The following is a 13,311-nucleotide window of genomic DNA, read 5'->3' on the forward strand; positions in this document are numbered from 1 at the left end:
TTTAAAGGGTTATTATTAAATAGAGTTATCGTGATCACATTTCCTGTTTCTGTAACTGCGGATTGGCAGTTAGGTACATCAATCAATTCTTTGTCTTGTAACGAGCAAGACTGGCTACTTGAGCCCAACTCACTGACGGCTAAATTAAAAACACAGTGTGGTGAATTCTCTGTAAAAGTGCTTAGTGAGAAAGAGTTTGAATTGAGTATTTCACAACAACAATTATTAGATTGTTCACAACGTATTGGTATTAATCGTGAGGTTTTGTTGCTTTGTGATGGCATCCCTATGGTATACGCACAAAGCTGGCTGCCTGCCACCGATGATATGCAACAACAGCAATTATTGGCACTGGGTAATCGGCCTTTAGGTGATGTTATTTTTCAACATCCGGACTTAAAACGTACCGAAATTGAAATAGCGCGTTTTGATTGTCAGCACCCAGTACAGCAACTTGTTAGCCAATACTCTGTAGTTGTAAAACCCTTGTGGGGGCGTCGCAGTATTTTTTCGTTGGCGCAAAGCCGTTTTTTAGTAGCTGAAATATTTTTACCAGAGGCTTATCTATATCTATGAAATTTGCCGCCTTGCACATTGCTCATATACCGTATTATAAGCAGTTAATGCGCACCGATAAGCCTATCGGTACTTTATTGCTATTGTGGCCTACATATTGGGCATTGTGGCTTGCAAGTGATGGTATGCCAAGCCTACTTAATTTTGTGGTATTTAGCTTTGGTGTATTTGTTATGCGCAGCGCAGGTTGTGTTATTAATGATTACGCAGATCGTAAAATTGACGGCGCGGTAAAACGCACAGCACAAAGACCCTTAGCTTCTGGCTTGGTGAGTAGTGGCGAAGCATTAAGCTTATTTTTGTTGCTTATCATAATTGCTTTCATACTGGTGTTGTTACTCAGTTGGCAAACCATATTATTGTCAGTCGGGGCATTGCTATTGGCATTTAGCTACCCATTTATGAAACGTTACACTAATCTACCGCAAATAGTGCTAGGTGCAGCTTTTGGTTGGGCTATTCCGATGGCTTTTATGGCTGCAACAGGTACTATCCCACTGCTTGGCTGGTTGTTATTTATCGCTAATATTGCGTGGACTACGGCCTACGATACTATGTATGCCATGGTAGACAGAGATGATGATTTGAAAATTGGCGTAAAGTCTACAGCGATATTGTTTGGTAGTGCCGATCGAATCATTATTTTTGCGCTAAATGGTGTATTTATAGGTTTGTTGGCTTTAATTGGTTATACGAGTCAATTAGCAATGCCGTATTGGCTTGGTCTATGTGTGGCATGTGGCTTTTTGGTTTACCAACAATTTCTAATTCATAGTCGTAATAGAGAGCATTGTTTTAAAGCTTTTTTAAATAATCATTATGTCGGTATGGTCGTTTTTATTGGCTTAGTGGCGTCCTTGCCATTTAATCTATAGTGTTAGCGAGGTGGATCAATAACGCCACTGATTGAAGTGTTTTTCCTAAACCAACCCGCAACTGAATAGCGATTATCAATTGTCGGCAGTACTTCATGCATAAAGCGTTCGCTTTCAAACATCACGAACGTGCCAGCTTTGGGCTGAATAGTGATTTCAACGTCTTTACTTTTAGGTTTGTAAATCACTAACTCACCACCAGATTGCACTGTATTTAAGTAAAATACAGTAGTAAATACACGGTTCGAACGCCCTTTAAATGCGTCGTAATGCTTTTTATAAAAGTCGCCATGCTGGTATTTCGCATAGTGACACTCATAATCAAATAAACCCAAAAAGAAATAACGATTCAAGTTTACTCTAATATCTTCTAGCGTATTTTGATAATCAATTTGAGCTTGGCTACTACCATCAAACCAAAAGGTCTTGTCGGTGCGTATGCTCTTGTCTATTTGTAAATCCTGCTGACGGCCAATACCTGCTGATTTGAAATTGGGGTTGATACGATAACAATCTTCTATCAACGCGTTAGTCAGTGTTTCAGCAAACATATTTTCGATCACGGCGTAGCCATGAGTTTCTATGTCAGTTAAATAACGTCCAGGGATCAGGTTAAGGCTCATTAATTGTACTATATAGCAGGGAAGGCGCGTAGTTTAGCTTAAAATGATGCAAAGGTACTACTGAAGATTTAGAAACCAAGCCTGAGTTCTGCTTTAGGCTTGGTTTTCATGCTGTTACTTAAGAATTAATTGATAACGCTGTCTTTTCTATTAATGACAGGAGCTGGTTTATTGGGTCGTCAGCAGTAACTTGCTGGCTGGTTTGTACAATCAATTGCTCATGAGCTAAGTTCTTATTGGTTTTTAACTGGAGCAGATTATTATTCTCTGCGACCGAACTTGCATGTTCAATACTGCTAATTGCAACATGGTTTGATTTACACAACCCGTCCATTACTTGCTCAATACTGCCAACTTTTATACTGCTGGTCTTGTTTAAGCTATCGACAGCCTCATTCAACATAGTTTGAATTTGTTTTGATTGTGAAAAACAACTATACATAGGGTAATCATTTAAATCTTGTTTGCAAAGATTGTTCTTATTCGCAAGAGGATGACTTTTTGCAACGAATAAAATAAGTTGATCAGGTAAGTGTATGTCATTGCCAATACTATTAACTGCTTGCGAACAAACGCTAATATCAATTTCACCTAACTGTAGCTTACGCACCAACTCACTTTGTTCTTGTAGTTGCATTTCAATTTTTACATGAGGGTATTGTGCTAGAAATTGGCCACATGAAATAGGCACTATTGCACTTGCATGATTGGTATAGCCAATTACCAATTTCTCATTGGCACAGCCATTAATTGATTGGAATAAACGCTTTTTAGTTTCTTCTAGCTTGCGTAAAGTGTCTTGTGCGTACTCTAAAAACAGCTCACCTTCAGTTGTTAGTTTCACTGAGCGAGTCGAACGTTTGACTAATTCATAGCCAACTTCGTCCTCTAAGGTTTGAATGCTGCGAGTTAATGCTGAGGTGCTAATTTTGGTTGTTTCGGCCGCTTGGCGAAAATGTCGTAGCTGACCTAAAGCCACAAATTGCTCTAATTGTTCAAATCTCACTTTTATAGTCCTTTGTATAAGTAAGCCGCACTACTGGCGAACATAATTGATATTAATTTAATGGATAGTAATCCATTGTACCCAATTTGAAAAGTGTATTTTACATAATTTTTACAATTATCAGTTAGGGTAACGCTCTTTTATCTCCAAAAAAAGTGCTAAATTGTTAAGAAATATGTCCACAAGTTTCGGTTCAAACTGTTTGCCACTCTGCTTCTTGAGCAAATCGAGCACCTCTTCAAGTGGCCAAGCTTTTTTGTAGCAACGATCACTGCCAAGGGCATCAAAAACATCCGCTAGAGCTGTAATACGGCCAACAATATGAATATCTTTACCTGCAAGTTGATTTGGGTAGCCAGAGCCGTCCCATTTTTCATGATGTGTATACGCAATGATTGAACCACACTTTAAGATTTCATTATTCGAACTCTTCAGAATATCATAACCAACTTCGGCGTGAGTTTGCATAATGGCCCACTCTTGATCATTCAGCTTACCGGGTTTATTGAGAATATGATCTGGAATACTTATTTTTCCAATATCGTGTAAGGGTGAGGCGAGTTTTATCACTTCACACTCAAAGTTATTTAAGCCATATAACTTACCTAACAGTTCACTATAGTGCGCAACTCTTTTAACATGTGAACCGGTTTCTTTTGAACGTTTTTCAACGGCTTCACCGAGAATATACGATAGCTCTTTTTGCGAATCCTTCATCATTTCGCGTAATTTCAGGTTATCGTAAGCCAGAGCAATATTGTTGGCAAAAAACTCCAAAAGTTGATAATCGGTGGTTCCTAATAACGAACCTTTACGTACATACAGCATTGTTTCGAGGCCTGCCTGAGTTGGAAAATAGCCAATGTAGTCATGCATGGTTTTTTGGGATGATTTGCGATTGTGTGCCTCAACAAATAATTGCTTTACATCTTCAGGGATCATATTGGCATTAGGTTCAGGCTCAACACCAGAGGCTGCCAGTAGCTTAAAATCAGTGGCTGGGGATGTTTGTTGGTTAACAGCTGCTGCACAATACATTTCAGTATCATCTAAGCCCATAACATTGGTTACATGGGATAAAATTGTTGATGCAAATTCATGGACACTATCGCATTTTAAAAATGAGCTAGAAGCGTTGATTATTTTTTCAAGACCTTTTCTATGACGCTCAATAATTTGAATATCACGATGTGAACGCAGAGCTGAATACAATAATGTTTTCATTTTTATTGCCGTCAGCTCAGTTTTATTTTTGTAATCGTTAATGTCGTATTCACGTATCACAGCTTCTTCAGGGGCTTCGCCAGGTTGACCTGTTCGAAGAATAAGGCGGATGTCGTGGTTATTGATATCATCACGGATAAATTTTATTAGGTCTAAACCCGCATGGCTAGTTTCCATGACTACATCAATTAGGCCAACCGAAAAATCGAGATCTTGTTGTAATAATTCTTTTGCGGCTTGCGCTGAGTAAGCATGGTGCAAACATAAGGCTTTATCTTCAAAAGTAAATCCTGATAACACAAGCTTAGTGACTTGGTGAATATCATCTTCATCATCGACCACGAGAATATTCCAAAACGCCTGTGGTGACTGAGTTTCTGACTCTTCAATGGCATTTTCTGAAAATAAAAAGTCGTTCACATTTACACCTTTAGTTTTATCATTCTCCTAAATAGTATAGTGCTTGTTTTTTAGTCTGCCTTGTTGCTCAGTGGTTTTTTTTCAATGTTTTTAAGTTCAATTTCAATTGCGTCACATGAAATATGTATTTCATATAAAGAGGTTAACAACGATAGCGCAAGGCTGGCTAAGCTAATACCAAATAAAATTACGCCAGTGGTTTTAAACTCGATAAATAATGCAAACATTGAAAGTGTACACATTAAAAAAGATGCAACGCCATAGACTTGCATGGTTCTAATGAGTTTAATGCGTTTTCTCAAGTTAGTTATTTGCGCAACGACTAATGGTCGAATAGTCTCTCCTTCGCGGGCGTTAAGTTCACGAATTAATTGTGCTAGCACTAAAAACCGGTTGGTATATGCTAATAACAACAAAGAGATTGCAGGGAACAGCAGTCCAGGTGTTGTGAGGGTCATGATTATTTCCTATATAACAATTACTTCGCTTAGAGTAGCTTAGGGGAATTTAATCGCAAAGTAAAAGAGGTTGTCATTGCAAAATAGAATAAATAACAACAATACAGAGCAAACACCATTTCAATGGTTAACAATCTATTGCGCTGCAAATGCGGTAGAGGCAAACATTGTCAAAGGGTTATTACTTAACAGCAATATTGAGTGCCAGTTACTTGGTGAGTCCTTGCAAGGAGCTGCTGGCGAAATACCTTTAGATCAAACTCAAGTGAGAGTGCAGGTTTTTGTGATTAAAGAGCGCCAGGCGCGGCAAATATTGGTAAACTACACTCAAGTACAACAATCCGCTCCTGATTGGGTATGCCCCAACTGTAATGAGCATAATGGGCCAACATTTGAAATTTGTTGGTCTTGTAGGACACCAAATAATGACTAAAGCGAATAATTTTCAGCGTATAAGAGAGCTTAACTATTTGCAGCAAGCGGTACTGGCAGCAGCATTAATTGAACGCATGCTACCTAATTATGGTTTATTTAGTGAAGCAACAGGATTTGGTGACGAAGCTATTTTACGCAGTGCACTTAATTTGTGTTGGGAAAAAATCTTACTGCCGAAAAGTAAAATAAGCCTTGAAAAGCAAATTGAGAAAATAGAGCCTAATGTTCCAGAACTCGCTGATTTTGATATGTTCGGTACTTATCCTGCTATAGATGCCGCCACTGCCTTATTAGGTTTAATGCATGGTTTAATTGCCAAAGATGAGCAAGAATTTATCAGCATTAGTAAAATCTCTCAGGCGACTGTTGCGCGTTTTATTGAATATCAATTAACGGTTGAAGGTGAGCTGGCTGATAATACAGCGGTACGTGAACATCCGTTAATGCAATACGAAATTGAAGTGTTAGGCGAGTTAATTGATTTTGTTGAGCAGATGGGCAGAGTAACAGCTGAAAATGTGAAAGCGTTAAAGCAACATGCTATCGCTGATGGACAAACAAACATTGGTATTACACTTTAAGTAACCAAAACTCTGATTAAGAGATTTATTTTAAGAATTTAAAAGTGCCAAAGGGCATGGGAGAAAACTGCAGTGCGAATTTTAGGCATTGAATCGTCGTGTGATGAAACGGGAATTGCAATCTATGATGATGAACAAGGTCTACTTGCTCATCAACTCTATAGCCAAGTAAAAGTGCATGCAGATTATGGCGGTGTAGTGCCTGAACTTGCATCTCGAGATCATGTTCGTAAAACCTTGCCATTAATCGATGCTGCTTTTGCACAGGCCGGTTGCGGACCTGAAGATATCGATGGTATTGCTTACACTGCAGGCCCAGGACTGGTGGGAGCATTATTAGTGGGTACTTCAATTGGACGCTCACTTGCCTATGGGTGGAATATTCCAGCAGTGGCTGTTCATCATATGGAGGGCCATCTACTGGCGCCAATGCTTGAAGAAAACGTGCCTGAATTTCCGTTTATTGCTTTACTCGTATCAGGTGGACACACCATGATGGTTAAAGTCGCTGGGATTGGTCAGTATGAAGTATTGGGTGAATCGGTAGATGATGCTGCAGGCGAAGCATTTGATAAAACAGCTAAGTTACTTGGTTTAGATTACCCTGGTGGGCCACGGTTAGCTAAACTTGCTGAGCAAGGTGTTCCTAAGCGCTTTATTTTCCCACGACCAATGACAGATAAACCGGGCCTTGACTTTAGTTTTAGCGGCTTGAAAACGGCGGCTGCAATTACTATTCGTAATAATGACGATGATCAGCAAACCAAAGCCGATATCGCTCATGCGTTTCAAACCGCAGTTATTGATACATTAGTTATTAAATGTAAGCGTGCTTTAAAGCAAACGGGTATAAATCGCTTAGTAATTGCCGGTGGTGTAAGCGCCAATATACAGCTACGTGCGCAACTAGAGCGTGTAATGCAAGGCATGAAAGGACAGGTTTATTATCCGCGCACAGAGTTTTGTACTGACAATGGTGCCATGATCGCCTATGCGGGTATGCAGCGCTTAAAGGCTGGGCAGTTTGCCAGCCTTGATATGAAAACGAAACCACGTTGGCCGATAGATAGTTTAGAGGCTATTTAAATTTAAGTATTGTTATCATCTTTAGTTGGTGGCGTTTTTTTGTCACCAATTTTAGGTTCTTTGCCACTAAATAAACGTTTAATATTGGCGTGGTGGCGAAAGATAATCAAAATAGTTAAAAATGTTACTGGTAAGGTATAAAGCGGTTTGATCCACCAAGTGTATAATGGCGCTAAAGAAACGGCAACTAATGCCCCAAGTGACGAATAGCGTGTAATAGCAACAACAGCCACCCAGGTTGAAATTAATAACCCGCCTAACAACAAGCCAATGGGTAGCAATGTTCCAAATGCAGTTGCAACTGCTTTACCGCCTTTAAAGTGAAAGAATACCGGAAACATATGTCCTAAACACGCAGCAACCCCTATCAATCCCAGCATTAGTGGTTCAAGTTGTAAAAAATAAGCGCCCCAGACAGGAATAGTCCCTTTGAGAATATCAAACACTAAGACTAAGCAGGCTGGAACAGCCCCACCAAGACGATAAACATTAGTTGCGCCAGGGTTGTTTGAGCCATTGCTGCGAGGATCGGGTAGTTTAAATAGCCGAGACACTAGAATGGCTGATGAAATCGACCCGAGTAAATAGGCTAAAACTAACATTAAAACGGCTATCACGCGCTTCCTTATTTTTTAATCGCAGTTTTTCGGCTATCATTGGCCGCAAAAATTGCATTCTTACTTTTCGTGGTTCAAATAGCAGATACATAATGTATCTATACGCTTATATCATATGGGTAATTTTTACATGATGTACCTATAGGCTATTGTATGGGTAATTTTTACATAATAAAACACAGTTAAAGTGTATAAAGGCTATAAATGCAAATTATAGCCGATGTAGACTCAAGTCAATGAGTTTTAAGTTTTTGCCAGTTGGAGCAGTTATGGATAAGGTTTTTATATCGCAACTACATGTTGACACTATCATAGGCGTGTACGATTTTGAAAAAGAAACTAAACAGAGTTTGTATTTTGATATCGAGATGCTGTGTGATATTAAACCCGCAGCAAAAACCGATGACATTGCCTTAGCACTTGATTACGCAAAGGTAAGTGAGAGAGTAATCGCGCACACGACAGCAAAGCCTGTTGAGTTATTGGAGACCTTAGTAGAGCAACTAGCGGCTATCATTTTAACCGAGTTTGCTACAATACAAGTTACCATTCGAGTTAGTAAACCCGCAGCCGTCGCGCAAGCACGCACTGTAGGTGTTGAAATTACCCGACTCAAGGCACGTTAAGATGGCGCAAATTTATATTAGCCTTGGCTCTAATGTTGATAAAGAACATTATATCCGCCAAGCGTTAATCGCCCTAAAAGCACACCTTGTAGAATTCGAGCATTCCAGTGTCTTTGAAAGCGAAGCAGTTGGCTTTGCAGGTAATAACTTTTACAACTCAGTCATTGGTGCACAAACACAGATACCGCTTCCCCAGTTATGTCAGTTACTCAAACAGATTGAACGAGAGAATGGTCGTACAAATAACGATAAAAAATTTAGCCCGCGTACACTCGATCTAGATTTACTGTTTTACGATGATGTAGTGTGTGATTCTCCTGCACAGTTACCCCGTGATGAAATCACCAAAAATGCCTTTGTCCTGCAGCCATTGGCAGAAATAGCCCCCGATTTTTATCATCCTACAGCAAAGCAAACAATTGCCCAGTTGTGGAATACTTACAACAACCCTAAGCAAAAACTATGGAAGGTGGAGTTTACTAACCCATGAGTATTATCGAAATTATTGTTTTAGCCCTGATCCAGGGATTAACTGAGTTTTTACCTATTTCAAGCTCAGCTCATCTCATTCTCCCTTCACAAATTCTTGGCTGGCAAGATCAAGGCCTTGCCTTCGATGTTGCTGTGCATGTAGGCACGCTGATTGCCGTAATAATTTACTTCAGAAAAGAAGTTGTCGAAATACTTGCTGCATGGTTTAAATCATTTGGTGCACAAGGTGCAACAGATGACAGTAAACTTGGCTGGTGGATTATTTTAGGCACAATACCAGCCGCTGTACTGGGTTTAATTTTTAAAGACTTAATCGAGCTCTATTTACGCAGTGCGTGGGTAATTGCAATCACTACCATTTTGTTTGGTTTATTACTTTGGTATGCCGACGTAAAAGGTAAGCAAACTAAAACAATTTATCAATTAACTTGGAAATCAGCACTGATGATCGGCATGGCGCAAGCGATGGCGATGATCCCAGGTACATCACGCTCGGGTATTACTATGACCGCCGGTTTAATGCTGGGGATGAATAAACAAAGCGCTGCGCGTTTTTCATTTTTACTCGCAATTCCAGTGATCTCAATGATGGGCTTGTATTACACCATTGAGCTGGCATTAGGGGATCATGTAGTTGATTGGACAACGTTAATTTTAGGTGCAGGTTTATCGTTTATCTCTGCGTATGCGTGTATTTTCCTGTTCTTAAAAATAATTGAACGTATGGGGATGATGCCATTTGTTATCTATCGATTATTATTGGGCGTAGGTTTAATTGTATTTTTGATGATGTAGCACTGCGTTTATTAAAGATAAATAAAAACGCCTTAGCTCAATGAGCTAAGGCGTTTTTTATAAGCCAATATACCCTTCAATTAGAAAGTGTATTTTGCACCCATCGATAAGCGACGACCTTTAACGTCAAAGAACTCACCATTATCATAAGTGAATGGATTACGAGGTGGTGCACGGTCTAGGATATTGTTTACACCAATACGTACTTGTAATTCATCTAATAGATAAGTTTTGTACATAAAATCGAACGTTGTGTAAGACGGGATATCATTGTAGTTATTATCTTCAATGTTCCATTCATTACTTTCTACACTACTATGGCGGTAATTAGCCGTTAAAATGTAACTTGAATCATCATGTGAGTAGATTGCGTTAAAGCGACCTTTCCAGCGAGGATCTGCCATTTCACCTACATTTGAGCGGAAATCTGCCGTACGACCGGTTGGGTTTTCACTGTCTTCTTCTAGGTAAGTTGCAGTAAGTTTAATTGCTAAATCACCATACCCTAATTCTGTGCGGTAAGCAGTTTCAATATCTAGGCCTTTTTTGGCGATGATAGAAGCATTAATTGGACGCTCATAATAGTTAATGATGTCGCCCGTTTCTTTATTTCGTACGAAGTTTGAGCAAAATGGGTTGTCTAGCGATGATGACTCATAACATAGTTCTACGCTATCACGTCCAAAGTATTGAATCGCACCTTCAATTTCAAATGACCAGTAATCAAGAGTTAAATCTAAGCCTTCAATAAATTCAGGAGTGTAGATCAAGCCAATAGTGTAATCGTTTGATGTTTCGTTTTTTAGTGCTTGGTTACCTTGTACAAAACCTGGCAGGCTACCAGCGGCTTGCCAATCGGCAGTTGGCATCCAACCTTCAGCTAAACCGTCCGCTTGACAGTTAGCGATTACATTTGCTTTATATTCGCTACCTGAGCTGGTAATTTCATCAGCACGACATGGGTCTTTACGGCCTGAATTAAACGTTTGTGAGCTTGGCGTAAATAAGTCACTTAGGCTTGGTGCACGTACTGATTTTGAACGATTTAAACGCACACGTACTTCGTCTGTAACGCCCCAGTTTAATGATAATTTCCACGCATCATCACCACCAGTAACCGAGTAATCCATATAGCGGTACGCAGTTTCAAAGGTTAAGTCAGTTGCTAAAAAATGATCTACAAGCAATGGCACTGAGATCTCTGTTGAGAATTCATTTACATCGATATCACCTTTCATTGGCAAGCTTGAGTTCCCAAAAATAAGGCCATTTTGCATTGCGTGATCAGGATGAGTCTCGGCGCTTTCTCGGCGATGTTCAACGGTAAATGCGGCAGCGACAGCACCTGCTGGTAATTCAAATAATAAACCATCAAATGTTGCAGCAACAACTAGCTGGTCTTGTTTGGCATTACGCGTAGCATTTGTTGCTATATAATTAAGCTGTGCTTGAGAAGCACTTTGTGCGCCCATAGGGTTAAAAGCAACACACCCTTCACGTTCACCTGTGACATTACCATCGGCATCACGAACTGCACACACGATTTGGCCATTAAGTTCTACAGCATCTATCGCATTGACTAAATTTTGCTCTAATACTTCACCGCGCCATAAGGTATCTTGTTCGATACGGCCATACTGCACATAGGTGCTGTAGCCCCAGTCATCGTTTAAAATGCCTTCAAAACCAAGAGATGCACGGATCACCGAACGATCTTGTTGATAGGCGCGATCACCCCATAGATTTTCGTTAGCTTGGCGCAAAGTAACTTTATCTAACCCGTTAGCATCCATAATCTTAGCCATATCATCGCGGATAAAGGCATTATCACGACGAATCGTGTGAGCAAAGAAAGCTGGCGAGCTTTCAGCCGTTGCTTTTGAGTCAGACCAAGTAAAATCAAATGTTGCAGCATGGTCGTCATTAATTTCGTATGTACCATACGTTGATAAAATAGCGCGCTCTAATGGAGTTTGAAAGTAGCTTTTGTAACCATGACTAAAAACACCATTACCTGGGTTATTAGCATCTGCGTAATAACGGTTATTAGCTGATGCGTTAGGCACGCCAGAGTTTTCTACGCGACCTAGACCATAATCAAATGCTTGTACGTTACCGCTATTATCAAATGCCCAGTGATGGTTGTTGTAATGATCGTCAGTTAACGAACCTGTTTTACTGAAAAAGTCACCGCCTTCAGAGTAATAGCCAAGGGTACTTTGCTTACCTAATATAACGCGCTCAGGAATACCATCGGTACCAGATTTATTGGCTGGGTTTGCGTATGAAGTTACAGGATTACGGTAAAAATCACGACTTAACTTGTTATAGCTATCTGTTTTTGAGTAGTTAAGAGACGTTACAAACGATAGCTTGTCACCTTCCATACCACCGGTGATAGAGAAAAAGTTTTGCTCGCCACCGCTTTGTTCTGGACGAATCGTAGATGCATCAATTTCAATGCCATCAAATGATTTTTTTGTGATGATGTTTACGACACCTGCTACAGCGTCGGCACCATATACTGCTGCTGCACCGCCTGTGGCGATTTCTACTCGTTCGATCAGAGTTGTTGGAATATTATTTAAATCTACCGCAGTGCTGCCTACTGAACCTGCGACAAAGCGGCGACCATTTACTAATACCAGTGTGCGCTCAGACCCTAAACCACGTAAATCGGTGGTGTTTAATCCTGATGCATAAATAAAGCTAGTAGTGGTTTCCGGAGATAGGCCAACCGTTGCTTGCGGTAGCTCAGCTAATAAATCATTAACGTTAGTAATGCCGGCATTTTCCATCTCAACGCCACTGATCACCGTAACTGGTGTCGGTGAAGTAAGGTTAAATCGCTTTATTTTCGAACCTGTTACTTGAATGCGCTCGACAGGTTTTACGTCAGTTGCTTCTTGTGCAAATGCATTGGCAGCACCAACAGTACCAGTAATTAATACTGCATTAATTGCAGCTGTAATAAGATTTAATTTTTTCAACATAACACCTTTAATTTCGACAAGGTTTACCCTGTGGGTAATTTAACTTGATGGAATTCACAAAGGACTTACATTGTTAGCCATATTAACTTTGAGGTTAAATATATGCCTTTCAATGTAACCAAATGTAATTTAGTGCGATGTTTTATCACAGTACCCAAATAGAGTCTTTTGTGGGGTAAATATGTCTTTTGTTGCTAAAAAGTGTTTTTTGTTTTTATTATGGGTATTTATTGGTATCGTCTTGATTTCAAATTATATTGTTTGTATTCATAGCTTTACGTTTTTTTGTTTTTAGTATTTTCATAACATTGAGTTATCTTGATCATTAACCATTTTGCAATTAACTATTAATTATTTTGTTTGTAAAATGATCTTTGAAGTTAATTTTGTTTAAAAAGTGTCGCGCAATACTTGAGCGGTTAGGCATAAGTAAGGGAACTATTTAACTTATATACTTATTCGTTGTCATTTAGCACAAGTGTTGTGTTAGATGGCAATGGTAAC

General features: G+C 39.6%; 14 protein-coding genes. 8 read left to right on the top strand and 6 right to left on the bottom strand.

What is annotated here, in order from left to right; translation table 11 throughout:
- The first annotated feature begins 30 nt into the window (after positions 1 to 30).
- Together PVK79_RS03700 and ubiA are read left to right on the top strand one after the other, a co-directional pair.
- Positions 31 to 576 (top strand): chorismate--pyruvate lyase family protein, encoded by a 546-nt coding sequence (locus PVK79_RS03700; RefSeq protein ID WP_182731748.1) that lies wholly within the window; start codon positions 31 to 33, stop codon positions 574 to 576.
- Positions 573 to 1,451, top strand: coding sequence for a 4-hydroxybenzoate octaprenyltransferase (gene ubiA / locus PVK79_RS03705; RefSeq protein ID WP_145235074.1), 879 nt, complete (start codon positions 573 to 575; stop codon positions 1,449 to 1,451). The genes PVK79_RS03700 and ubiA overlap by 4 nt, the downstream gene beginning before the upstream one ends.
- A gap of 2 nt (positions 1,452 to 1,453) precedes the next feature.
- Here the strand turns inward: ubiA and PVK79_RS03710 are convergent, their stop codons facing one another.
- From PVK79_RS03710 to PVK79_RS03725, 4 genes are all read right to left on the bottom strand, one after another.
- On the bottom strand, positions 1,454 to 2,074 hold the full coding sequence (locus tag PVK79_RS03710) for a 2OG-Fe(II) oxygenase (RefSeq protein ID WP_257325324.1): 621 nt from the start codon (positions 2,072 to 2,074) through the stop codon (positions 1,454 to 1,456).
- A 118-nt stretch (positions 2,075 to 2,192) separates the two neighbouring features.
- Positions 2,193 to 3,080 carry a LysR family transcriptional regulator gene (locus PVK79_RS03715; RefSeq protein ID WP_257325325.1) on the bottom strand — a complete coding sequence of 296 codons (888 nt, stop codon included), beginning with the start codon at positions 3,078 to 3,080 and terminating at the stop codon, positions 2,193 to 2,195.
- Between the two features lie 120 nt (positions 3,081 to 3,200).
- Positions 3,201 to 4,724: a response regulator gene (locus PVK79_RS03720; RefSeq protein ID WP_257325326.1), complete on the bottom strand. Its 1,524-nt coding sequence runs from the start codon at positions 4,722 to 4,724 to the stop codon at positions 3,201 to 3,203.
- Positions 4,725 to 4,774: 50 nt separating this feature from the next.
- Positions 4,775 to 5,182: a DUF2721 domain-containing protein gene (locus PVK79_RS03725; protein WP_257325327.1), complete on the bottom strand. Its 408-nt coding sequence runs from the start codon at positions 5,180 to 5,182 to the stop codon at positions 4,775 to 4,777.
- A gap of 76 nt (positions 5,183 to 5,258) precedes the next feature.
- Here PVK79_RS03725 and PVK79_RS03730 point away from each other — a divergent pair, with 76 nt between their 5' ends.
- From PVK79_RS03730 to tsaD, 3 genes are all read left to right on the top strand, one after another.
- Complete coding sequence (locus PVK79_RS03730; RefSeq protein WP_145235085.1) at positions 5,259 to 5,615, top strand: putative signal transducing protein; 357 nt, start codon at positions 5,259 to 5,261, stop codon at positions 5,613 to 5,615.
- Positions 5,608 to 6,198 carry a YjaG family protein gene (locus PVK79_RS03735; protein ID WP_145235087.1) on the top strand — a complete coding sequence of 197 codons (591 nt, stop codon included), beginning with the start codon at positions 5,608 to 5,610 and terminating at the stop codon, positions 6,196 to 6,198. The genes PVK79_RS03730 and PVK79_RS03735 overlap by 8 nt, the downstream gene beginning before the upstream one ends.
- A 72-nt stretch (positions 6,199 to 6,270) precedes the next feature.
- Positions 6,271 to 7,284, top strand: a complete 1,014-nt coding sequence (tsaD, locus tag PVK79_RS03740) for a tRNA (adenosine(37)-N6)-threonylcarbamoyltransferase complex transferase subunit TsaD (RefSeq protein ID WP_145235089.1) — start codon at positions 6,271 to 6,273, stop codon at positions 7,282 to 7,284.
- 2 nt (positions 7,285 to 7,286) lie between these two features.
- Here the strand turns inward: tsaD and plsY are convergent, their stop codons facing one another.
- On the bottom strand, positions 7,287 to 7,901 hold the full coding sequence (gene plsY / locus PVK79_RS03745; protein WP_145235091.1) for a glycerol-3-phosphate 1-O-acyltransferase PlsY: 615 nt from the start codon (positions 7,899 to 7,901) through the stop codon (positions 7,287 to 7,289).
- A 269-nt stretch (positions 7,902 to 8,170) separates the two neighbouring features.
- Here plsY and folB point away from each other — a divergent pair, with 269 nt between their 5' ends.
- From folB to PVK79_RS03760, 3 genes are read left to right on the top strand one after another with little or no spacing between them, the layout of a single operon-like run.
- Positions 8,171 to 8,527, top strand: coding sequence for a dihydroneopterin aldolase (folB, locus tag PVK79_RS03750; RefSeq protein WP_257325328.1), 357 nt, complete (start codon positions 8,171 to 8,173; stop codon positions 8,525 to 8,527).
- 1 nt (position 8,528) lies between these two features.
- A complete protein-coding gene (gene folK / locus PVK79_RS03755) occupies positions 8,529 to 9,017 on the top strand; it encodes a 2-amino-4-hydroxy-6-hydroxymethyldihydropteridine diphosphokinase (RefSeq protein WP_145235095.1) in 489 nt (162 codons plus the stop codon).
- Entirely contained in the window at positions 9,014 to 9,814 is an 801-nt protein-coding gene (locus PVK79_RS03760; protein WP_257325329.1) for an undecaprenyl-diphosphate phosphatase, read from the top strand. Before folK ends, PVK79_RS03760 begins: the two co-directional genes overlap by 4 nt.
- Before the next feature lie 80 nt (positions 9,815 to 9,894).
- Here the strand turns inward: PVK79_RS03760 and PVK79_RS03765 are convergent, their stop codons facing one another.
- Complete coding sequence (locus tag PVK79_RS03765) at positions 9,895 to 12,807, bottom strand: TonB-dependent receptor domain-containing protein (RefSeq protein ID WP_257325330.1); 2,913 nt, start codon at positions 12,805 to 12,807, stop codon at positions 9,895 to 9,897.
- Positions 12,808 to 13,311 lie beyond the last annotated feature (504 nt).

Source organism: Pseudoalteromonas rhizosphaerae (genome assembly GCF_028885455.1).
Taxonomy (GTDB): domain Bacteria; phylum Pseudomonadota; class Gammaproteobacteria; order Enterobacterales; family Alteromonadaceae; genus Pseudoalteromonas; species Pseudoalteromonas rhizosphaerae.